Origin of the sequence: Nocardia sp. CDC160, assembly GCF_035818795.1 — a bacterium.
In the GTDB taxonomy this organism is placed as follows: domain Bacteria; phylum Actinomycetota; class Actinomycetes; order Mycobacteriales; family Mycobacteriaceae; genus Nocardia.
On sequence record NZ_JAYKYT010000003.1, the window covers coordinates 1,148,853 to 1,170,174 of the forward strand.

The following is a 21,322-nucleotide window of genomic DNA, read 5'->3' on the forward strand; positions in this document are numbered from 1 at the left end:
TTTCGCCGACGCCCGCCCGCTAGGCCTGGAATCGCTCCGGCAGATTCCCGGCCGCGTAGCGGGCGTAGGTGTTCTCCGGGAACACCGTGATGATGTCGGTGACGGCCACCAATTCGGCCGGGACGCGACCTCCTTCGAAATGATCGACGCTGGGCACGATCACGGCCTCCAGATCGAGCCGGGAGACCAGCACGCGTAGGCGCTGGACCGGTCGGTCGGTCCAAGGACCGAAGACCACCGTCTTGCGCAGGTCGTAGCCGAGACGGTGGGCCAAACCGCGTATTCGGGCCTCATCCCATTCCCGCCGGTCGCCGGAGATGTCGCTCCGCAACCATCCGATGGCGCTGGGTTCCGATGTCATGGCTATCCCTTTGGGCTTTCCGGTGTCGCCGACTGTGCCGACTTCAACGTTGGTCCGGACGACCGAATTGATCCATTGCGTGCAATGGGGAAAGTACGGGGCAAATCGGGGTCATGGCGGCACGGCAAATCTGTGGAAGACCTATTCTCGGGATAGGTCCACCAGAGAGGCCGCATGCCGTGACCGGACGGAACGAGCTGCTCATCGAGGCTCGGCTGCGCATGGAATCACCCGGAGCGCCGGGACAATCGATGACTCGCCGGGAGTTGGCGGACGCCGTCAACGACCAGGTCTTCCGGGCCACCAGCAAGCGGGGGGCCGTCGACGAACGACACGTCGGCAAGTGGGAGCGAGGCGAAACGACATGGCCCAGAAAGCATTACCGAGCCGCCCTGCGAGCAGTCCTGAATGTGGCGACCGATGCCGAACTCGGCTTCCGCACGCCGCATCGCGCGGTGGATGACGAGAGCGTGAACCGCAAGCAGTTTCTTTCCAGCGCGCTGGTGGTGACCACCAACGTGGTGCTGTCGAATTCCGCGCCAACCGAATCCGAGCTCATCGAGACCCTGGCCGGACCGACCGCCAACTATCGGCGCATGGAATCGTCGGTGCCCTCGGATCGGCTGGCACCGGTGGTGGACGCGCATCTGAATCTGGTGGCGGGAGTGGTGCGGGATCGATTGCGTACCTCGGGGGGATTTCGCGCGCTATCCGAAATCGCCGGGCTGGCAGCGTGGTTGGCGGCCGATCGCGGTGATGACGCGGCGGCGCGGCGGCGATACGTGGAGGCGATCCGGCACGCGGAGCGGACGCATCATCCGCTGCTGGTGTCGTACATGACGGCCAGCCTCGGGCACTACGCGGTCGAAATGGGTGATGCACGAGCGGGTTTGACCTTGTTGCGGACCGCGGCCTCGCAGCTGGGGCGCGAGGCTCCCGACAGCGCCGGGGCGTGGATGTCGTCGCTGTTGGCCGTCGCCTATGCCGCGACCGGGGATCGCGCGGGGGCGCTGGGCGCGCTGCGGCGGGCCGAGCGGCTGGTGGATCGGCAACGCGGAGAACCGCAATGGCCGTGGGTCTTCGTCTTCGACGGGCCCAAGGCGGCCCGCTATCAGGCCAGCGCGCTCACCCGGCTGGGCGATCATCGCGCCGCGCACATCGCCTTCGAGAACGCCGACGCCGCGCTGACCGCCGAGAAGCCGCGCGCCCTGGCCCAGGTCGAGCACGCCCGGGTGCTGGCACGCTCGGGCGACGTCGAGGGCGGGTGCGCGCTCGCGGCCGAGGCGCTGCTGGTCGGGCTCACCTATCACAGCGAGCGAATCACCCGACTGGCCAGGGCATTCCGCGCCGACCTGCCCGCGCGTACCGTCGAGGCGAGGGCGCTCGACGAAGCCCTCGCGACCCTCTACGGACGAGACGATCAATGACGAGCGTCGCCATTACCGGGCATCGCGGACTGCCCGCGGGCACGCTCGCGCTGGTGGACCGGGCGCTGCGGCTGGAGGTGGCGCTGCGGGTCGAGGCGGCGCTGCGGGTGCGGCCCGGGCCGGCCGATCTGATCGGGGTGAGCTGTCTCGCGGACGGGCCGGATTCGCTGTTCGCCCAGGCGATTCTGGATATCGGCGGGCGGCTGGTCGCGGTCGTTCCGGCGCGGCGTTATCGGGCCAGCCTGCCCGAATTCCATCACGAGGTATACGACCGGCTGCTGGGCGAGGCGGATCGGGTGATCGAAGTGGATCGGGAGGAGTCCGATTCCGAGGCGCATCAGGCGGGCAGTCTGCGCATGCTCGACGAGTCCGATGAACTGCTCGCGGTCTGGGACGGGCTGCCCGCCCGCGGGTACGGGGGCACCGCCGATGTGGTGGCCATCGCGCGCGAGCGGGGCATGCCGGTGACGGTGATCTGGCCGGACGGGGCCGAGCGGCCTTGAACGATCGCGGCCTTGAACGATCGCGGCCTCGAGTGATCGCGAGACGCCGGCGAGCAATCGCGAGCTTGACCTCAACAGCGGTTGAGGTACCAGGATGCAATCACGGGCTCCTGCGGCCCGACCCGCGTCCTCGCCGAGTCTCGTACACCCGTCGGCGAGGCCGCGGGCGTTTCGCCGCCGCTTGGGCGTAGGGTCGATAGCGACCGCTCAGCTATCCCATAGCAGCGCCGCATGATTCACGGCAGGAGAGGACTCAGCATGTCGACCGGCGACGCCGTCATCGTGGCCGTGGACGAATCGGCCGGTTCCGCGGTGGCCTGGGCCGCCCACACCGCCGCCCTGCACCGCGCGCCCCTGCACCTGCTGCGCGTCCTCGAGATCACCCCCGATCAGGGACTCGGGCTCGGCACCGCCCTCACCACCGAGGACTTCACCCGGCTCGAGGAGCACAGCAACTGGCTGCTCGAGACCGCGGCCGCGGAAGCCGCCAAGGCCGCGCCCGACATCACCGTCACCACCGAACTCGCCTCCGGCACAGTCGTCCCCACACTGTTGGAGCGCACCCACTCCGCGCGCATGCTCGTGGCGGGCGCCCGCGGCGGCGGCACCCTGCGCCGCGCCCTGCTCGGCTCGGTCAGCTCGGTCCTGGCCCGGCGCTCCCACTGCCCCTTCGTGGTCGTCCGCGACGGCGTCCCGCTCCCACCCGACCTGCCCACCCGACCCATCCTCGTCGGCGTGGACGGCACCAAAGTCAGTGAGCCCGCCATCGAAGCCGCCCTCGAGGAGGCCTCCGTGCGCGGCGTCGCCGTCATCGCCCTACACGCCGAGGGCGCCTCCGACGATCCCGAAATGGACGCCCTCGACGACTACGTCCTGGCCGAGAGCCTCGCCGGCTGGCAGGAGCGCTACCCCAACGTCCGCATCGACCGCGAAACCGCCCACGACCGCCCCGAACGCTCCCTCCTCGAAATGTCCACCGCCACCCAACTCCTAGTGGTAGGCACCCGAGGCCGAGGCGGCTTCGCCGCCAAAGTCTTCGGCTCCACCAGCCAATCCTTACTGCTCTCGGTCCAAACCCCCATCATGATCGCCCCAACTCCCTAACCCCACCCGAATACCTGCTACCAGCACGACCGTACGGCTCGGTAGTCTGACCCAGACGCCCCCGTAGCCCAATTGGCAGAGGCAGCGGACTTAAAATCCGCCCAGTGACGGTTCGAGCCCGTCCGGGGGCACGAATGCGACATCTCGAGCGGTTTCGATCTCGCAACAGATAATTCCGGCCAGGCCTGACTCACGACGGAGATGCGGCGCGGCGGGGCTGGCCGTCGCGCCGCATCTCCGGTGAAATCACTTCGCGGGTGCGGGGTTCGGTGCGGGCTGGTTGATGGTGGTGAAGTACTGGACGGCGGCCATGATGGCGATCGGTGCGGTGATCAGCAGGTTGCCGGCGATGGTGCCGAGACTGCCGAGGGCCATCATGCCGCCGAGGCAGCCGATCGCGGCGGCGGGCAGGAATGCTCCGAACAGACCGATGATGGCCGCGGCCGCCACGGTGGCGCCCGCGATACCGCCCAGGACACAACCGACCGCCGCGCCACCGAGGCCGCCGACCAGCGTGCCGATGCCCGCGCCCATGGTGAGAGTGCTCGCCAGGCGGTTCCAGGCGGCCTGCTCACGCTCGTACTCGGTCTTCCACGGAGCCTGGTTCTCGTAGGGCAGCGCGACCGGCTTGTACACCGCATGCGCGGCGTCGAATTTCGGTGTGAGCGTGGCGGTTCGGTCGTGAACGTCCGCGTCGATCGGGAACATGTAGTCGTCGACGCGGAACGAGAGCTCGGCGCCGGCGAGTACGGTCCCGTCGGCGGCCTTGATCTTGAACGTGCCGTCTTCGACGGCCAGCGAACCGGCGTCGGTGGTGATCGTCGTGGAGGTCTCGGTGACCGTGGTGGTGTAGCCGACCTTGCCGTTTTCCGGTGTCGCACCGGCGGTTCCGGCGCAGACGCCGAGCGCGGTCACGAGCAGCGCGCCGGTGGTGGTGATCTTCCTCATCAATGGATCCTTCGAAGCGAGTGATCCGGGATCGCCCGGGTACTCTCGATTGGGGTGCCGGGCCTGGCACCGTGATTGCGAACTGCTCTTTCGGCTGTTGGTTCAGTGCGAGAGCAGCGTTGATCTGCCCCGCCGCAGCGTGATTCGCGGCGGGGCGTTTTGCGTCGGTGTTACGGCGGGTGCTGGGTGGGAGTGCCTCCTCGAACTGTGGTGTGATCGGATCGGGATGGTCGGGTCGGTTGGCGCGTCAGCGTCGGATCTCGCGCAGCCAGGGCGCGGCGGCGGCGAGCAGGGCGATCGTGCCGATCCGGATGGTCGGGTCGGGCAGCGGGGCGTAGCGGGGTGAGTGGTTCGCCGGAATGTGGTCGGGCAGGCCGTTTTCCAGGACGGACTTCATATCGACACCCTCGAACTGGGCGGGGTCGGTGCCGCCGAAGTACCAGAACACCGACGGAACGCCGAGCGCGGTACCGAAGGTGGAGAAGTCCTCACCGCCGGTGAAAGGCCGAGGGAGCGTCAGAACACGGTCGGCGCCGAAGGTTTCGGTGAGCGCGCCCAAGACGGTCAGTGTGGTGTCGATATCGTTGACGGTCATCGGGAGGGAGTAGACAGGGGTGATCTCCGGTGTCCGCTCGGCACCGGAAGCCGCGGCCTCGGACCGTACGATCCGCTCGATCGAGCTCAGTACGCGTTCGCGCACCACAGGATTCATGCTGCGCACGCTGACCTGCAGGTCGACGGTGTCGGGAATGATATTCTCCTTGCTGCCGCCGTGGATCGAGCCGACCGTCACAACGGCCGGGTCGGTCGGCGACACCTCGCGGGCGACGATCGTCTGCAGCCGCAGCACGATCGCGGCGGCCATCACCACGGGATCCACGGTCAGATCCGGCCTCGCGCCGTGCCCACCCCGGCCGAACAGCCGGATTCGCAGACTGTCGCTGGCCGCCATGACAGCCCCGGCACGGGTACCGAGCATGCCGACCGGTGCGGACTGCACATGCTGGCCTAGGCACACCTCCGCGCGCGGGAACCGGTCCAGGAAACCGTCGGCGATCATCGCGGGCGCGCCACCGATCTCCTCGGCGGGCTGGAACACCGCGACGACTGTGCCGCACCAGCTTTCGCGGGTGGCCGCCAGCTGGCCGGTGGCGCCGAGCAGACAGGTCACGTGCATGTCGTGCCCGCAGGCGTGCATGACCGGCACCTGATTGCCCTCGGCATCGGTGCCGATCGCGGTGGACGCGTAACGCAGGCCGGTCTCCTCGGCCACCGGAAGCGCGTCCATATCCGCGCGCAGCAGCACGACCGGACCCGCACCATTGGCGAGCACCCCGACGACGCCGGTGCCGCCGACGCCCTCGGTGACGTCCCAGCCCTGCTGCTTCAGGTCCGCGGCGACGATGCTCGCGGTGCGGAACTCCTGGAAGGACAGCTCGGGATGAGCGTGCAGATCCTCATAGCGGGCACGCAGTTCGGGCAGGCGGGCGTCGAGCCCGGCCAGCATCGGGGTGACCTGAGCGGTGGGATTCATGAAGTTCCTCCGTGGGTTCGATTCGTTTACTCAGTCCCCGGCGGCGAGACCAGGGTGAGGATCGCCGCGATCGCCGCTCCCGCCGCGCACAGCCCCCAGATGACGAGATACGCCGCCAGCGTCGGCACCGTGGTGCCGGTGCGCACCAGTGCGCCCAGCAGTGCCGCGAATCCGGCGCCGGCGATGCTCGCGCCGAGGGTCTTGATGTTGTTGTAGACGGCGACCGTGCTGGCGGATCGGTCGGCCGCGCTGGATTCGACGATGACCGTCGGGAGACCGGCCAGGGCGAGGCCGATGCCGGCTCCGGCGACCGCGTAGGCCAGGGCGAACAGCGGCAGTGAGCTGTGCGCGGCGATCACTCCGGCGTATCCGGCCACGATGAGGACAAAAGCGAGGAAGAGCATGCGGCGCATTCCGATTCGCGCCGCCACCGCCGCCGCGACCGCCGCCGTGACGAAGGCCATCATGTGCGGCAGGCCGCCCCAGATGCCGAGTTCCGCGGCCGACAGGTTGAACCCGTAGCCCGTCTTCGCGGGATCGGCGTCGAGATAGGAGATCGAGACCACCGGAGCGGCGAGGACGACGGTGCCGAAAATGAACGCGGACAACAGGTGTGGGGCGACCGCTCGGTCGGCGGCGGCGCGCACGTCGACCAGCGGATCCGGACTGCGCAGCTCCACCCGGACCCAGACCGCGAACAGTGCCAGGGCCGTCGCGAACAGCCCGAGCGTGAGCGCCGAAGCCCAGCCCCAGGAACCGCCATTGGCGATGGCCGCCAGGACGAGCACGAGGGATACGCCGAGCAATGCCGCACCCCGCCAATCCATCCCACCGGCCGCGCGATTCCGGCTCTCGGGAATAGCGGTGTAGACCAGCACCTGGCAGGCGACGGCCAGCGCGACCAGAGTCCAGAGGGCGTACCGGATCTCGCCGAATCCGTGGTAGATCGGGCCGGAGAGTACCGAACCCAGCAGCGACCCCAGCGCCAGCGAGGAGACCAGCAGCCCGACCGCCCGCCGATTGGCGTTGGTGTCCAGGCGATCTCGGCACAGGCCGATCTCCAGCGGCAGCAGCGCGGCCAGCGGTCCCTGCAGGATCCGGCCGATCAGCAGCACCGGAAGGCCGGGCGCGAGAGCTATCAGTATCGCGCCAATAGTGATAGACGCCAAGGCGATTCGCAGCACCCGGCGGTGGCCGTACAGATCCCCCAGCCTACCGAACACCGGAACACACACGCCCGCGGCCAGAAACTGGACCGCAGTGATCCACTGCGCGTCCGCGGTGCTGATCTGGAGCATGTTACGAATGCCGGGAACGAGCGGGACGGTGCCGCCCTGGATGAATCCGCTGGTCAGCTCGACGAATACGAGCAGGCCGACGACAGCGCGTACATGATTGCCGCCCGTCCGGGGCGCGGCGACGGAGGATTCGGGCTGGTCGACACTCATCGACAGCACCTTTCTTGCAGGGGGATGGAGCGAATTCGCGCGACGGGGCGCGGAAGGCGGTCAGGCCGCGGTGCGGGCCAGGCGATCGACGGCGAGTTGGGCGAGCACGGCCGACTGACGCGACAGCACCACGTCATCGAAGACCGCGCGCGGCGAGTGATTCATCGGCGCGCTCATGTGGTCGCTGCCGGCGGGAACCGCGCCGAGCAGCAGCATCGCCCCCGAGACCCGCTGCAGGACAAAGGAGAAGTCCTCCGAGCCGGATGTCGGTTGCGGGGCCAGCCACACCTGTTCCGCGCCCATGATTTCCCGGGCCGTGTCCAGCGCGAAGTCGGTCTCCTCGGCGTCGTTGACCGTGACCGGGTAGAGCAGTTGATAGTCGGCCTCGGCCTCGAGCCCGTGGGCCGCGGCGATGCCGCGCGCGAGCCGCGGCAGCCCCGTGGCCAGACGTTCCCGGTTGGGCTCGGAATAGCTGCGGACCGTGGCCTCGAAGGTCGCGGTGTCTGGAATGACGTTGTGCTGGGTCCCGGCGTGCAGGGACCCCACCGACACCACGACCGGGTCGAGGACGTCGAAGGTCCGGGTCACCCAGTTCTGAATGGCGGTGATCATCTCGCAGGCAGCCGGAATCGGATCGAGCGCCGAGAACGGCGCGGAGCCGTGACCACCGCGGCCGTGCACGGTGACGCGCAGGACATCCGAAGCGGTCGACACCGTTCCGGGACGGCTGGCCAGCACGCCGTGCGGCAGCCGGTTCGCGGCGACATGGATGGCGTAGGCCGCGTCCAGCGGTTTGCCCGCCGCGTCCAGCACGCCTTCCTCGATCATCAAACCGGCTCCGTTGTAGCCCTCCTCGCCGGGCTGGAACATGAACACCACATCGCCGTGCAGCCTCGAACGCTGTTCGCACAGCAGCCGGGCCGCGCCGACGAGCCCGGCGGTGTGCAGGTCGTGGCCGCAGGCGTGCATCTGCCCGGCCACCTGGGAGGTGTAGTCGACGCCGGAGGTCTCCTGCACCGGCAGCGCGTCCATGTCGCCGCGCAGCAGCACCGCGCCACCGGGGCGCTCGCCCCGCAGCACCGCGGTCACCGAGCTGAGGTTCTCGCCGAGGGTGATCTCCAGCGGCAGTCCCTGCAGCGCCGACAACACCTTCTCCTGGGTGCGGGGCAGGCGCAGCCCCAGCTCGGGCTCCTGGTGCAGGGACCGGCGCAGCACGACGAGTTCTTCGTGCATAGCCTTGGCGTCTTCGAGTATCGACATCCGCTCATGACCTTTCCGATGGGTGGCGGCCGTGGCTGTCGCACCGCGGCCATTCCGTCCACCCTCGGGCCGCCGCATCGGTGCTGGCTAGAAAGCGCTGGAATTCCGCAATATCCTCTCGAATATGAAGGATTTTGGCCGACTCGATGATGTGGACGCCGCGATTGTGAACGCACTTCAGATCAACCCTCGGTTGAGCTGGGCCCGCGTAGCGCAGGTGCTGCAACTGGACGCGGTAACCGTCGCCCGGCGGTGGAAGCGACTGGCCGATGCCGGAGCGGTGTGGGTCAGCGGCCACCCGGGACCGATGCTGGCGGCTTCCGGCCAGGGCTGTATGGCCATTGTCGAGATCGACTGTGTGAACGGGCGACTGCTAGAGACCGCCGAGCATTTGATGCAGCAACCGATGGTGGTCACGGTCCAGCACGTCACGGGCGGCCGGGACCTGATGGTCACGGTGATCGCCCCCAGTTTCGACGCCATGTCCCGATGGATCACCGGCGTGCTCGGTTCGCTCAGCGGCGTCACCGCCGGGCGAACCCATCTGGTCACGGCGATCCACACCCACGGCAGCCGGTGGCGCCTGCACGCACTGCCCTCGGATCGGGCAGCGCAGTTCGCCGCGGTCAATCAGGTGCGGCGGGTCGGCGAGCTGCGGATGTCGGCGCTGGACCGGGAGCTTATGGTGGCCCTGTCCGTCGACGGCCGGGCCTCCTACACCGACCTCGCGACACGGTGTGGCGTCAGCGTGGACACCGCTCGCCGGCGCACGACCCACCTGATCGACTCCGGCGCTGTGCTGCTGCGCTGCGATATCGCCAAGCCGCTGACCGAGCGGCCGATCACCGTCGTGCTGTGGGCCGAGATCCCGTCACACGCGCTCAAACCGGCGGCGCAGGCGGTGGCCGGTCACCGTGACGTCCGGCTGTGCGCGGGCATCGCGGGCCGCCACAACCTGCTGATCATCGCGTGGGTGCGCTCGACCGACGACATCCAGCGCTTCGAGACCCGGCTGACGCAGTTGGCGCCCGGCATCGTGATCGGCGACCGGTCGGTTGTGCTGTCTTCGTTGAAAATCAACGGTCACTTGGTCGACGAGGACGGCTATCGGATCGGCAGCGTCGCGATCGATCCCTGGAAAACCGCCGTGGCCGAGCACGATTCGCGCACCGAACGCTGAGCCCTGCGACACGGTCACCGTCCGATCATGGACGCGGTGTCCATATTCGTTCTCGGAGTCCAGAGCCGGTTAGGATATGGCCCAATTCGGGGGTCCCGGAAAGGGGTGTCGTGGCAGCGGAAGACCGCCGGAAGCGGCGTAGTCGGCGGCTGCTGCGGGAGGCATTTCTGTCCTTGGTGCTCGAGCGCGGGTATGCCGCGATCACCGTGGAGGACATCACCGAACGCGCGGATCTGGGGCGAGCGACCTTCTACACCCACTTCGCCGACAAAGGCGCGCTCCTCGATCACATCGTCACCGAGCTGATCGAGGAGATGCGGCAACGGCTGGAACCGTTGTCCGGCGTTCCAGCCCAGGAGTTCAGCGGTGAAATCGTGCTGGAGTTGTTCCGGCATGCCGCGCAAGAGCCTGACGCCTACCGCGTGATCCTGCGCGGCGAAGGCGACGGACGAGCGCTGCGCCGCTTCGTCGAGGATCGCAGCGCCGCCACGGCGCAGATCTTCGCCGCCCGCTCGGCCGCGCATGGGACCACCCTGCGTGTCGATGCCGAGATCCTGGCGCGGGCATGGGTCGGAGAGCTGGTTTCCACGCTGTCGTGGTGGCTCGAATCGGGGTCGCAGACGAGCGCCGAACGGATTGCGGAGCAACTGCGCGATATCTCACTGCGCGGCCGTTACTGGGCGACCGGCTTCGACGGCGAACCGCCCGCCTGATCGAATTCCCGGACAGGGCCGGGCATTTCAATCCCTGCCGGCATCGTCAGCGGCCACTGGACCCGACGATGCCCGCGCCAGCGCCGATGAGGCCGCCGACAGATGCCAAGGTGTTGCCACACGCCTCCGCCGAGGCAATGACGTGGTGACAGCACTCCGTTTCTAGACACTGAGTCCAATAACATGCATCATGTCCATGAATGCGTGTTTGATTGCGAGGTGCCGAGGAGGCCTGCCATGTCGAGCGAGGACACCGAACCGCTGGACTACCGCTTCAGCCTGGCCAATGAGCGCACCTTCCTGGCTTGGATCCGCACCGCGCTTGGACTGCTCGCCGGTGGGGTGGCCGTGCAATCGCTGGCCGAGCACTTCTCCACCTGGGGTTTTCGCCGGGCGATAGCGGTGGTGTGCGCCGGGTTGGCGGTCGTGATCGCGGCCGTCGCGTACCGGCAGTGGAGGCGGGCCGAGGCCGCCATGCATCGCGGCGACACGCTGCCGACGTCGGTGCTCGTGCCCGTCCTGGCCACCGGCGTCGGGGCCGTCGCGCTGGCCGCCGGAACCGCGGTGCTGGTGTCGTGATCGAGAAGGCTCGCTGGGCGGAGGACTCCGGGCTGGCGGTCGAGCGCACCGCATTGGCGTGGCGGCGGACCGCGCTGTCAGCCCTGGCGGTGTTCGGCCTCCTCGGCCGTTACGCGATCACCACCGCGGCATGGCCGGGCACCCTGGCTGCCGTCGCGGCGCTGGCCGCCATGAGCACGGTCGCCTGGGCGTGTTCGCGGCGCACCGCGGCCCTGCGCGCGCGTCGCCCTCGCCCCATCGGGCCGGTGACGGCGACCGTGTCGACCGCGGTTCTCTTCGCTGCGGCCACTGTGGCAATGAGCCTGGCTCGCTGACCATTTCATCCACCGCCAAGAGGAGGCCGTATGGACCCGGGCTTGCCGTGGCCACTCCCGACCGACATCGGGATCGCGCCGGGAGGCTGCTGTGCTCCGCGGCGCGAAGAGGGCGTGACCGCAACGAAACTGGTTGTGCCACAGCGGGGTGAGCACCTGGACTCGAAGCTGGTCGATCTGCCCGGCGGGCAATTTCTGATGGGCGGCGACGATTCGGACGCGGTTCCCGGTGACGGTGAGGGGCCGGTGCGCCCCGTGCGGATCAGCGCCTTCGCCATCGCCCCATACGCGGTGACCAATGCCGAGTTCGCCGAATTCGTCTCCACCACTGGGTATCTCACCGATGCCGAGCGCTTCGGGTGGTCGTTCGTCTTCGCCGGATTCCTGTCCGCCGCTTTGCGTCGCGGGGTCCGCCGGCCCGCCGCGACGCCCTGGTGGTGCGCGGTGCCGGGAGCGATCTGGCATGCGCCGGAGGGGCCGGGCAGCGACATCGGCGGGCGCATGGATCATCCGGTGGTACATGTGTCCTGGCGCGATGCCCGGGCATACTGCGCGTGGGCGGGCGTGCGACTGCCGACCGAGGCCGAATGGGAGTACGCCGCGCGCGGCGGTCTGGAGCACGCTCGCTACCCGTGGGGCGACGAGCCCGCCTCGGGCGGTGAGTATCGCTGCAATATCTGGCGAGGCAGCTTCCCCACCCGCAACGACGCGACCGACGGCTATCGCGGCACCGCGCCGGTAGACGCGTTCGCGCCCAACGGATTCGGACTGCACAACATGGCGGGCAATGTCTGGGAGTGGTGCGCGGACCGCTGGCATACCGAGCACGGCCGCGAACCGCGGGTCGATCCGCGCGGTCCGGCCGACGGGACCACCAGGGTGATGCGGGGCGGTTCGTATCTGTGTCACGACAGCTACTGCAACCGGTACCGCGTCGCCGCCCGCACCCACAACACACCCGATTCGACCAGCGGCAACACCGGATTCCGCGTCGCCGCCGACCGGGCACGTCCCGGCGCCTCGGAGAGAAAGGGGACGACACCTTGTCCGAACAACCGATGAACGTGCTGGTCATCATGTCCGACCAGCACAACCCGAAGATCCTCGGCGCCGCCGGCAATCCGGTCGTGCGAACCCCGAACATGGATGCGCTCGCCGCGCGCGGCACCCGGTTCGATTCCGCATATTGCGCCAGCCCGATATGCGTGCCCTCCCGTGCCGCGTTCGCCACCGGCCTCTACCCGCACCGGACGAGCTATTGGGACAACGCCATGGGATACGACGGCGCGGTGGACGGCTGGGGTCATGAATTGCAGCGCGCCGGAAGGCGAGTCGAGTCGATCGGCAAGCTCCACTACCGAAACGAGCAGGACCCCACCGGATTCGACGTCCAGCATCTGCCGATGCATCTGAAGGACGGTATCGGGCAGGTGTGGGGTTCGGTGCGCGATCCGCTGCCACGCCGGGACAACGCTCCGCTCATGGTCTCGATCTCCGGTGGCGCGGACAGTGATTACACCCGCTACGACGCCGCCGTCACCGATCGCGCCTGCGCCTGGCTGTCCGACGATGCCAATCACCGTGCACCGTGGGTGCTCTACACCGGTCTGCTCGCACCGCACTTCCCGTATCTCGCGCCGCCGCGGTTCTTCGACATGTACGACCCCGACGACATGCCCACTCCCACCATGCGTCCCGAGCACGGCCATGTGCGGCATCCTTGGGTGGAGGCTTTCGCCGGTGTGCTGCCCGGTCTGGACGACTCCAATACCGAGCAGGAGCGTCGCCGCGCCGCCGCCGCCTATTTCGGTCTGGTCAGCTACCTGGACCACAATCTGGGCCGCATCCTCGAGGCGCTGGAATCCAGCGGGCAGGCCGACAACACCCTGGTCATCTACACCAGCGATCACGGTGACATGGTGGGCAGTCGCGGCTTGTGGGGCAAATCCCTCATGTACACCGAATCTTCGGGGGTGCCGCTGCTCATGGCGGGACCCGGAGTTGCCGGATCCGCGGTGTGCCGCACTCCAGTCAGTCTGGTCGACCTGTATCCCACCATCCTGCAAGCGGCCGCGGTGACCCCGATCGGGGCACCGCGTCCGGGCCGCTCGCTGCTCGACCTCGCGGACGCCGACGATCCCGGACGCGTGGTCTTCGGCGAATACCATGCCATGGGCGCGATCAGTGGCGCGTTCATGATCCGCAAGGGACCTCATGTGCTGCACCATTACGTCGGCTTCGACAGCGAACTGTTCGATCTCGACGCGGATCCGGACCAGACCAGAGATCTCGCCGCCGACCCCGCCTACGCGAGCGTGCTGGCCGACCTCGAGAACGAACTCGCTGCCATCTGCGATCCAGTCGCGGTCGATAAGCAAGCCAAAGCCGATCAGGCGGCGGTGGTGGATCGGTTCGGCGGCCCGGCTGCCGCCGCGGCGATCGGTACGCCGGGAGAAACCCCGCCTCCACTCCTGAACAGCTGATGCGCGATTCGCCGCCGTCGGCGAATTCTTCGACGATCCGGTTGTACAGCGACAGGAGGGCCGGATCCTCGGATCCGGCCCTCCTCCTCAGCATTTGACCTGATTCAAGGTGGCTACGGTCAGATGATGCCGTCGGTGCGCAGGTCGGCGAGGTCGTCGGCGTCGAGCCCTAGCAGTTCACCCAGAATCGCCGCGGTGCTCGCCCCGAGTTCGGGGCCGAGGCTGCGAATGCGGCCCGGGGTGGCGCTCATCCGCGGCAGCGGCCCGGCCATGCTGATCCGGCCGTGGTCGGGGTCCTCGACCTCGACCACGGTGCCCCGCGTCCGATAGTGCGGGTCGGCGGCGATATCGGCGATCGACATGATCACAGAAGCCGGAATGTCGTTGTCGCTGAGCAGTTTCACCACGTCGTCGGCCGTCATCCCCGAGGTCCACTCGGCGATGACGGCATAGAGTTCGTCCTGATTCCCGATCCGCGCGATCGGGCTGGCGAATCGTTCGTCCTCAGCCAGGTCCGGACGGCCCATGACCGCACAGAGTCTCAGGAACAGCGGTTCAGTCCCGGCGTGGATGGAGACGCGCCGACCGTCGGCGGTGTCGAAATCGGTCGCGGGGACGATATAGGGATTCTTGTTTCCGAGCCGCTCGCGCACCACGCCGTGGGCGGAATAATTGAGCAGCGCGTTCTCGCTGGCCCGGAATCCGGCCTCGTACAGCGCCAGGTCGATCACCTGACCCGGCCCGCCGTGCACATCGCGGTGGTAGAGCGCGGTCATGGTGGCGAAGGCCGCCAGATAGGCGCTCATGAAGTCGATCACCGAGTATCCGGACCGCACCGGCGGGCCGGCCGGATCGCCGCTGACGTAGGTCAGGCCGGAGAACGCGCTGGCGATCCGGTCGAAGGCCCCGCGGTCGCGGTACGGCCCGGTCAAGCCGTAGCCGGTGAGATACACGAGGATCGCGCGTGGGTTGACGCGCTGCAGGGCCTCGGGTCCCATCCCCCATTCCTCCAGGGTGGGCGGACGGTAATTGGTGATCACGACATCGAAGTGCGGCACCAGACCGCGCAGGATCTCCTGTCCCCGTTCGGTTCTCAGGTTCAGCGTGACGGATCGTTTGTTGCGGCCCTCCTGCGACCACTGGAGCGAGCGCCCACCCGGCCGATCGGCCCCGAGCCGGGTGAAGTCCCCGCGGCCGGGTTCTTCCACCTTGACCACGTCGGCCCCGAAGTCGCCGAGCAGGGTCGCGGTCACCGGCGCCGCCAGAACGGTGGATACGTCGAGTACGCGAACGCCGCTCAATGCCTGGTCAACCATGCGGGTCCCCTTCTCGCGGGTCCTGAACCCGCAGTAATTAATAATCCGTTACTAACGGAACGTTAATTACTGTGATCGCAACAGGCAAGCCCACGGATCAACCACCCGGCCGTTCCGAATTCAGTCGCCGGATGCGGTCCCTTCGTCGGCGGCCAGCCCGCTCACCATGCGCTCGTAGACAGCGGCGGCGCGGCCGTCGAGTTCGTCGACCGGGATGCCGAGGTCACGGGCGAACGCCTCCCGGAAGACGCAGTAGCCGAGATACGTGGCCGCCGTGAGCGCGTGCATGACCTCACCATCGGCGTCCGAGGGCAGCACGCCGGTGTCACAATCCCGATCCAGCGCGGCGCGAGTGCGAGCGAGTTCCGGAAACATCCGCAGCTCGTCGTCCCCGTCGAGCGCGAGCAACGACTCCAGCCGGATCAGCTCCGGGTTGTCCAGGGCCAGCCGCCACATCGCCAGTCGACGCTCCGGAAACGGTTGTCCCCAATAGCTTTCCGGCTCCGGTCGCCGGCGCTCAACCAGATACGAGATGGCGGCCCGCAGCAGCGCCCGCCGGGTCCCGAAATACTGATAGATCTGTCCATGGTTGACTCCCGCTTCCTTGGCCACCTCGCGCAGCGTGAACCCCGAGAGCACACCATCGCGTTCCAGCAGGTTCAACACCGCCCGGAACAACTCCTGCTCGGTTTCCTCCCGCGTCCCCCGCCGCCGGCGGGGGCGACGCGCACCGACCGGCTCACTCATCGAATCACCCTTCCCTGGACCGACCCGCTGGGCAGTATACGTTCGGACATCGACGCCTTCGGCCGCCGATTCACCGCCCCCTTCACCGCCACTTGATCGACTCGCAGACCCGGGCGGCGCGGCCGGCCCCGTTCTCGAGAACTTCGTCCTGATGGAGTTGGCGCGCCAGCTCACCTGGAATGACGAGCGTGCGACGCTGTGGCACTACCGCACCAAGGACAAAGTCGAAGTCGACGCCGTGCTCGAAGCCGCCGACGGTCGCGGCATCGGCATCGGCATCGGCATCGGCATCGGCATCGGCATCGAAGTCAAATCCGCCTCCGCGCGCTCCCCATCGAAACACTCTGGAGGGCCTCGCCATAGGCAATCAAGGACGGTCGACCGATCACCGCTACGATCGGCGACGAACACGCCGCACCACCTCCATCTCGACGGAAATTCGCAGTTCACGACGGGTCCGGGTTGTTGTAGATGCTGTACGTGCCACCCCGGGGGCACTCAGGAAACGGCTGGCAGATCCCCATTTTCAGCGTTCACAGATTCACCCTTCTCGATCTCGGTCCGTAATTCGTCCGCAGCGAAGGGCGCACCCGCGGTCAGCGCCACCGCCACCGCGTCCAGAAGAGAAGTCGCCCAGGCTCGGCCGCGTCGTGAGCAGCGGGGCATGACCGTCAGTAAAAGAACCAGACCAGACCCCGACGCTCCCGCAGGCACTCATGTGCCCATTCCGAGAGCTCGGTGACGGTCTCGAGCACGTCAGAATCGACATCCGCTGACAAGGCTGGTTCCAGCTCGTCCCGCAGCTCGGTCAGAACCTCGAAGTCGATGCAGCCAGCAATCGGGTACGGAAACGCTCTAGGCAGCGGCAAGTCGTCCCCAGCCACGAAGTACTCGCTCGGCTCGCAGCACACTCCAACGTCGTCGAGTGCTTCCTCGACCTCACCAAGCCACTCGGAACTCATGTCGTATTCGCTGTCCAACGACTTGCCGTAGTGCTCACACATCTCTTGAAGACATAGATGTAGATCGCAGCGTCGTTGGCATCAGGAAGGGAACCGGACGTCAGAGATGCGGCCTGGGTGCATCGTTGGAGCCGCTCCGCGATCCATGAGGGTCCGAGACAGACACCAGCCTTTCCGGTTATGCGCCATCCGATTTGGCGGGCGGGAGATCCCGAAGCGGAGGCATCGCCCGCCGGGCGTAGGTCTCTTCGGGGTGGATCGTGACCACGTCGAGCTTTTGCACGAGCGAGCCCGGGGCTTCGCCCTCGAAGTGCTCCAGGGATGGCACGAACACCGCCTCAGCGTCCAGCCGCGTCGCTTGTGCTTTCAGTCGCGCCAACGGAGGCCGACCGGAGTTCGGGTCATAGATCACCATGCCCGCGAAGTCGTAGCCGTACCTGGTTGCGAGCCTGCGTATCTCGGACTCGTCCCATTGCTGACTGATCCCGGATACATCGGTTCGCAGGTATCCCAGCGCCGTTGCCTTGTAGCGCATTTCCGCCCCTCTGTCTTCGTGGCCGTCGAGCGCGATGTGTCCACGGATCTCCAGGTAGAACCCGGAGTAGTCGTCCAACTCGTCGCCGCGCGATAGTTCCAGCACGCCGCCCGGGAACTGGAACAGCCGAGTACGTGGTGTGGCCTCTGCCCCGTCTTGTTCGTCGGTCACGACTGCCCCTGTCCGCCGTTGGTGCGGCAGCTCAGGAGCGGGAGGTCACGACGATCGGCCGCCCCTGAGCACCTGGTCATGACGCTAGGGACGAGAGCTGTTGCAAGAACAGGAGATTGCTTGAGATTGCTTCAAAATTTGGCGATTGTGCGAGGTATTTCTCGTCATACTGAGAGTCTGGAACTCTCCTACGGAGGCACGCCATGTTGCTGCAATTCCTCGGCAAGAACACCCAGGGCGACCATTCCCCCACACTGTGGGCCTCGGATCGGGACACCTACGTGACCCAGGGCTGGCGGGTACCCGACCAGCCCGAACTGATCGAAATTCCCCATCCCCTACTCGCGTTCCTCAAACCCGGTACCTGTCTCGGGACGCTGCTGCACGACACGGGGCACGGTACGTTCACGCTGACGGGTGAACCCGTGACCGACCCGGAAGCGTTGGCGCAGATGGATCTTCCGCCTCATGAGCGCGCCATCGAGGTTCCCGTAGGGAAAGAGATTCGTCGCGATGCTCCACGTAACTGACCGTGCGTTCACGGACATGTTCCGGTCGTGCCAGAGGTCGGCGTTTCACCTCGAAGTGCAAGACGTGTACGAGACTCCGGAGGAATCGGAGCCGTTCCAGAAGTTCCTGAGCGGCGAGACGGATGACTATGCGTGGCTGCAAGGCTGGTTCGAGCTTGTCCGTGAATCAACCGAGCGCGGAGTCGTTTTCACGCGGGCGCGGGTGGTGACAGTGCCGCACGTTGACTACGTCCGCTGGAGTTTGGTGGTGTCGCCGATGAATATCGAAGCAGGCGAGGACATCCGGTACCTACCGCGTCATCTTGTCGATGCCGACGACCTGACAACCGACGACTATTGGCTGTTCGATGACAGCACCGTCGCGTACACGCTGTTCACCCCTGATGGTGCGGCGGCTGGGGCAGCAGTAACGACCGACCCGGCATTAGTGGAGCGATGTGCGCAGGTTCGCGACGCGGTGTGGCGGAAAGCGATCCCCTACGCCGAGTACCGCCGGACTACCGTCACTGCGTGACCAACGTCCACAAAGCTCGGGAGGCGCTCGGGCAACAACTTCGAGACCTTCGCAGGGATGCTGGTCTATCCGGCCGTCAGCTTGCCGACTTGGCGTCCTGGCATCCTTCGAAGGTCTCGAAGATCGAGTATGGCAAGCAGACGCCGACCGAGGACGACATACGAACGTGGTGCGAGCACACCGCCGCCGAGGGGCACGTATCGGATCTTGTCGCCACCCTCCGCAATATCGATGCCGCCCACCTCGAATGGCGGCGTTCGCTCGGAACCGGCATGCGCCGAGTGCAGCAGCAAGTCAGTCAAATCGAGTCGGAGACCAGCCTGATCCGCGGTTACGACCCCGCCCTGATCCCTGGACTTCTTCACACACCCGAATACGCCGAGGCCATGTTCCACCGCGTGGCGGAGTTCAATCAGACGCCGAACGACGCAGAGGAAGCAGTGGCCGCACGCATGGAGCGGCAACAGCAGTACCTGTACCGAGGAAAGCGGCGCGTCCACTACCTCATCGGAGAGCAGGCGCTCTATACGACCGTGGGCGACGACGGCGTAATGTACGGCCAACTGGATCGCCTGATGACAGCAATGTCTCTACCTCGTGCCCTGCTGGGAATCGTCCCAATGATGTCCCAATACCTAGTCTCACCAACGAATTTCGTCATCTACGACAACCGGCTTGTCGTTGCCGAAGGCGTGACCGCCGCCATGACAACCACACAGCCCCGGGAAGTGGCCGCGTTCAGCCGCGCATTTGAACTTCTCGCGAGCCAGGCGGTTACGGGAGATGCAGCCCGGACGCTGATCCGCGCAGCCATCAGCAGGCGAAGCGACCAGTCCAGCTCATAAGCCTGATGATGGGGATCGCCTGCTCTGCCAACCAGCAATTCGGGTCACTGTGGCATGACACGGCCCAGAGGGGCCTGATACCGCCTGCTGCGTACACCGGTGCGCATCAGGATGTGGTTCACCCAACCTGGGTGAGAAACAACCGGACGTCGACCGGCATCCGTTCAGCGTCGGTGGAGGAATACAAACGCAGCGACACCCCCGCCGTCGTCGAGTCGACCGGCGGGTATCGGCATCGGCCAGATCATGCCGCGAATCCTCGCAGCCGAGGCCCGTGATGGCACATCCGACCAGCTGCGGCCGGGCAGACCGGAACAGCCTTGTATGCGGCACGACAGGATGCCCGCCAGAGCTGATCATCCGATGCGCTCGATTGCCACCCACCGTTCGTAATCCCCAGCAACACAGAAGGTCTCGTCACCGAGTGGCACAGTTTGGAGGGGATTTGTCCGTTTCAGCCTCCAGGATGTGCCACTCGGCATTCGGCAATTGCGTGCGTTCCGCTGGACCTCAGATCGGCTCGGCTGGTTGATCTTCGGCTCATCGGTATGAGCGGATGATCTCATCTGCGCGCGAAGGTCTCGATCCCGTTTAGCATCCGTGCGTGCGTAGAGAGTGGGACGAGGCCCTGATTCCGGAGGCGCTGGCCGGTGGCTTGTTGTCGAGATGCTCTGGGATGCGCTGGATGGACGGCTGGCGACGGCAGATGGTCGAGCATGGTCGCGAATTGCTCAGTGCCGCATTGGACACCGCCGATCGCGCCCGGGAAAGCACCTCCCCCACCTCGGCTGAAAGGCGATCAGGCCATAAGCGCTCGTTATCGGTGTGCTGCGAAATAGCGCGTTGCTCGGTCCGGATGTCTTGGGTTGACTGTGGATCCGGACATCAGGAGGGATCATGCGAGTATTCGTGGCCGGGGCGACCGGCGCTGTCGGACGCTTTCTTGTCGAGCAACTGATCGGTGACGGGCATCAGGTGGTCGGGACCTCTCGACGAGCGGAAGGGGTCGAGCGGCTGCGGGCTGCCGGCGCCGAGGGGGTGGTGCTCGATGTCTTCGATGCCGAGGCCGTCGCCGACGCCGTCGCGGCGGCCGCACCCGATGCGGTGATCCATCAGTTGACCTCGTTGAGCGGCGGGACTTCCGCTGACAACGGGAGGATTCGACGGGAAGGCACACGGCATTTGGTGGATGCCGCCAAGCGCGCGGGAGTCGAGCGGATGGTGGCGCAATCGGTGGCCTGGGTTTACGAACCGGGGGACGAACCGGCAGATGAGTCCGTGCCGTTGGATCTCGGAGCGGACGAGCCGCGACTCACCACGGTGAATGGGATTGTGGCACTGGAGCATACGGTCGCCGAGATCGAACACCACGTGATGCTGCGGTACGGGCAGCTCTATGGGCCGGGGACCTGGTACCGGCGGGGTGGAGTCGCCGATGCTGTGCTGCACGGGGATTCGAGTGATCCCGCGGCGAAGTTCCTGGGTGGGCTGCCCGCCAACGCCGCGGTCGCCTCGTTCGTGCATGTCGCCGATGCCGCGCGCGCCGCCGTGGCCGCACTGGAATGGTCCGACGGCGTGGTGAATATCGTCGATGACGAGCCCGCGGCGGCCCGGGACTGGGTTCCGGTGTTGGCCGCCGCCGTCGGCGCGCCGGCGCCCGAGCCGTCGAGCGGCCGGGCGGGCTGGGAGCGCGGGGCGACGAACACGTTGGCCCGGTCGCTGGGCTGGGATCCGCAATTCCCGACGTGGAGAACGGGATTCGGAGCGGGTGTATGAACATTCCGTACGTCTGGGCCTGAGCTACCAGCTGTCGCTGCTCTTTCGCGAAACCGACAGCGTTTCCCCTCT

At 67.0% G+C, this 21,322-nt stretch carries 23 protein-coding genes and 1 tRNA gene; 15 read left to right on the forward strand and 9 right to left on the reverse strand.

Annotated features, from left to right (window positions below):
• Positions 1 to 19 precede the first annotated feature (19 nt).
• Positions 20 to 361 carry a hypothetical protein gene (locus tag VMT40_RS19950; RefSeq protein ID WP_326359895.1) on the reverse strand — a complete coding sequence of 114 codons (342 nt, stop codon included), beginning with the start codon at positions 359 to 361 and terminating at the stop codon, positions 20 to 22.
• Between the two features lie 179 nt (positions 362 to 540).
• Between VMT40_RS19950 and VMT40_RS19955 the strand changes: the two genes are divergently transcribed.
• The 4 genes from VMT40_RS19955 (at position 541) to VMT40_RS19970 (ending at position 3,526) form a co-directional block, all read left to right on the forward strand.
• Positions 541 to 1,788: a hypothetical protein gene (locus tag VMT40_RS19955; RefSeq protein ID WP_326359896.1), complete on the forward strand. Its 1,248-nt coding sequence runs from the start codon at positions 541 to 543 to the stop codon at positions 1,786 to 1,788.
• Entirely contained in the window at positions 1,785 to 2,291 is a 507-nt protein-coding gene (locus tag VMT40_RS19960) for a hypothetical protein (RefSeq protein ID WP_326359898.1), read from the forward strand. The genes VMT40_RS19955 and VMT40_RS19960 overlap by 4 nt, the downstream gene beginning before the upstream one ends.
• Positions 2,292 to 2,549: 258 nt before the next feature.
• Positions 2,550 to 3,395, forward strand: coding sequence for a universal stress protein (locus tag VMT40_RS19965; protein ID WP_326359899.1), 846 nt, complete (start codon positions 2,550 to 2,552; stop codon positions 3,393 to 3,395).
• Positions 3,396 to 3,452: 57 nt separating this feature from the next.
• Positions 3,453 to 3,526, forward strand: a tRNA-Leu gene (locus VMT40_RS19970).
• 115 nt (positions 3,527 to 3,641) lie between these two features.
• Here the strand turns inward: VMT40_RS19970 and VMT40_RS19975 are convergent.
• From VMT40_RS19975 to VMT40_RS19990, 4 genes are all read right to left on the reverse strand, one after another.
• Complete coding sequence (locus VMT40_RS19975) at positions 3,642 to 4,343, reverse strand: hypothetical protein (RefSeq protein ID WP_326359900.1); 702 nt, start codon at positions 4,341 to 4,343, stop codon at positions 3,642 to 3,644.
• A 247-nt stretch (positions 4,344 to 4,590) separates the two neighbouring features.
• Positions 4,591 to 5,877, reverse strand: coding sequence for an amidohydrolase (locus tag VMT40_RS19980; protein WP_442790015.1), 1,287 nt, complete (start codon positions 5,875 to 5,877; stop codon positions 4,591 to 4,593).
• Between the two features lie 26 nt (positions 5,878 to 5,903).
• Positions 5,904 to 7,325: an MFS transporter gene (locus tag VMT40_RS19985; protein ID WP_326359902.1), complete on the reverse strand. Its 1,422-nt coding sequence runs from the start codon at positions 7,323 to 7,325 to the stop codon at positions 5,904 to 5,906.
• Between the two features lie 60 nt (positions 7,326 to 7,385).
• Entirely contained in the window at positions 7,386 to 8,585 is a 1,200-nt protein-coding gene (locus VMT40_RS19990) for a M20 metallopeptidase family protein (protein ID WP_326359903.1), read from the reverse strand.
• A 124-nt stretch (positions 8,586 to 8,709) separates the two neighbouring features.
• Between VMT40_RS19990 and VMT40_RS19995 the strand changes: the two genes are divergently transcribed.
• The 6 genes from VMT40_RS19995 (at position 8,710) to VMT40_RS20020 (ending at position 13,854) form a co-directional block, all read left to right on the forward strand.
• Positions 8,710 to 9,765, forward strand: coding sequence for an Lrp/AsnC family transcriptional regulator (locus tag VMT40_RS19995; RefSeq protein ID WP_326359905.1), 1,056 nt, complete (start codon positions 8,710 to 8,712; stop codon positions 9,763 to 9,765).
• Positions 9,766 to 9,941: 176 nt separating this feature from the next.
• Positions 9,942 to 10,478 (forward strand): TetR/AcrR family transcriptional regulator, encoded by a 537-nt coding sequence (locus VMT40_RS20000; protein ID WP_326360269.1) that lies wholly within the window; start codon positions 9,942 to 9,944, stop codon positions 10,476 to 10,478.
• Between the two features lie 237 nt (positions 10,479 to 10,715).
• Positions 10,716 to 11,057: a YidH family protein gene (locus VMT40_RS20005; protein ID WP_326359906.1), complete on the forward strand. Its 342-nt coding sequence runs from the start codon at positions 10,716 to 10,718 to the stop codon at positions 11,055 to 11,057.
• Complete coding sequence (locus tag VMT40_RS20010; RefSeq protein ID WP_326359907.1) at positions 11,054 to 11,371, forward strand: DUF202 domain-containing protein; 318 nt, start codon at positions 11,054 to 11,056, stop codon at positions 11,369 to 11,371. Before VMT40_RS20005 ends, VMT40_RS20010 begins: the two co-directional genes overlap by 4 nt.
• Positions 11,372 to 11,401: 30 nt before the next feature.
• Entirely contained in the window at positions 11,402 to 12,433 is a 1,032-nt protein-coding gene (locus VMT40_RS20015) for a formylglycine-generating enzyme family protein (protein WP_442940793.1), read from the forward strand.
• Complete coding sequence (locus VMT40_RS20020; protein ID WP_326359910.1) at positions 12,415 to 13,854, forward strand: sulfatase-like hydrolase/transferase; 1,440 nt, start codon at positions 12,415 to 12,417, stop codon at positions 13,852 to 13,854. Before VMT40_RS20015 ends, VMT40_RS20020 begins: the two co-directional genes overlap by 19 nt.
• Before the next feature lie 119 nt (positions 13,855 to 13,973).
• Here VMT40_RS20020 and VMT40_RS20025 read toward each other — a convergent pair whose 3' ends face one another.
• Entirely contained in the window at positions 13,974 to 15,170 is a 1,197-nt protein-coding gene (locus VMT40_RS20025; RefSeq protein ID WP_326359912.1) for a CaiB/BaiF CoA transferase family protein, read from the reverse strand.
• Between the two features lie 120 nt (positions 15,171 to 15,290).
• Positions 15,291 to 15,917: a TetR/AcrR family transcriptional regulator gene (locus VMT40_RS20030; protein ID WP_326359913.1), complete on the reverse strand. Its 627-nt coding sequence runs from the start codon at positions 15,915 to 15,917 to the stop codon at positions 15,291 to 15,293.
• A gap of 151 nt (positions 15,918 to 16,068) precedes the next feature.
• Here VMT40_RS20030 and VMT40_RS39405 point away from each other — a divergent pair, with 151 nt between their 5' ends.
• A complete protein-coding gene (locus VMT40_RS39405) occupies positions 16,069 to 16,659 on the forward strand; it encodes a hypothetical protein (RefSeq protein WP_442790016.1) in 591 nt (196 codons plus the stop codon).
• Here VMT40_RS39405 and VMT40_RS20040 read toward each other — a convergent pair.
• Complete coding sequence (locus VMT40_RS20040) at positions 16,589 to 16,921, reverse strand: DUF7691 family protein (RefSeq protein ID WP_326359915.1); 333 nt, start codon at positions 16,919 to 16,921, stop codon at positions 16,589 to 16,591. The genes VMT40_RS39405 and VMT40_RS20040 overlap by 71 nt on opposite strands.
• A 136-nt stretch (positions 16,922 to 17,057) precedes the next feature.
• A complete protein-coding gene (locus VMT40_RS20045) occupies positions 17,058 to 17,585 on the reverse strand; it encodes a hypothetical protein (RefSeq protein ID WP_326359917.1) in 528 nt (175 codons plus the stop codon).
• Between the two features lie 203 nt (positions 17,586 to 17,788).
• On the opposite strand from VMT40_RS20045, the gene VMT40_RS20050 reads away from it, so the two are divergent.
• The 4 genes from VMT40_RS20050 (at position 17,789) to VMT40_RS20065 (ending at position 21,250) form a co-directional block, all read left to right on the forward strand.
• A complete protein-coding gene (locus VMT40_RS20050; RefSeq protein ID WP_326359918.1) occupies positions 17,789 to 18,115 on the forward strand; it encodes a hypothetical protein in 327 nt (108 codons plus the stop codon).
• A 16-nt stretch (positions 18,116 to 18,131) separates the two neighbouring features.
• Positions 18,132 to 18,629 carry a DUF6879 family protein gene (locus tag VMT40_RS20055; RefSeq protein ID WP_326360270.1) on the forward strand — a complete coding sequence of 166 codons (498 nt, stop codon included), beginning with the start codon at positions 18,132 to 18,134 and terminating at the stop codon, positions 18,627 to 18,629.
• A complete protein-coding gene (locus VMT40_RS20060; protein WP_326359919.1) occupies positions 18,626 to 19,474 on the forward strand; it encodes a helix-turn-helix domain-containing protein in 849 nt (282 codons plus the stop codon). Before VMT40_RS20055 ends, VMT40_RS20060 begins: the two co-directional genes overlap by 4 nt.
• A gap of 897 nt (positions 19,475 to 20,371) precedes the next feature.
• Positions 20,372 to 21,250, forward strand: a complete 879-nt coding sequence (locus tag VMT40_RS20065; RefSeq protein ID WP_326359920.1) for an NAD-dependent epimerase/dehydratase family protein — start codon at positions 20,372 to 20,374, stop codon at positions 21,248 to 21,250.
• Positions 21,251 to 21,322: the final 72 nt, after the last annotated feature.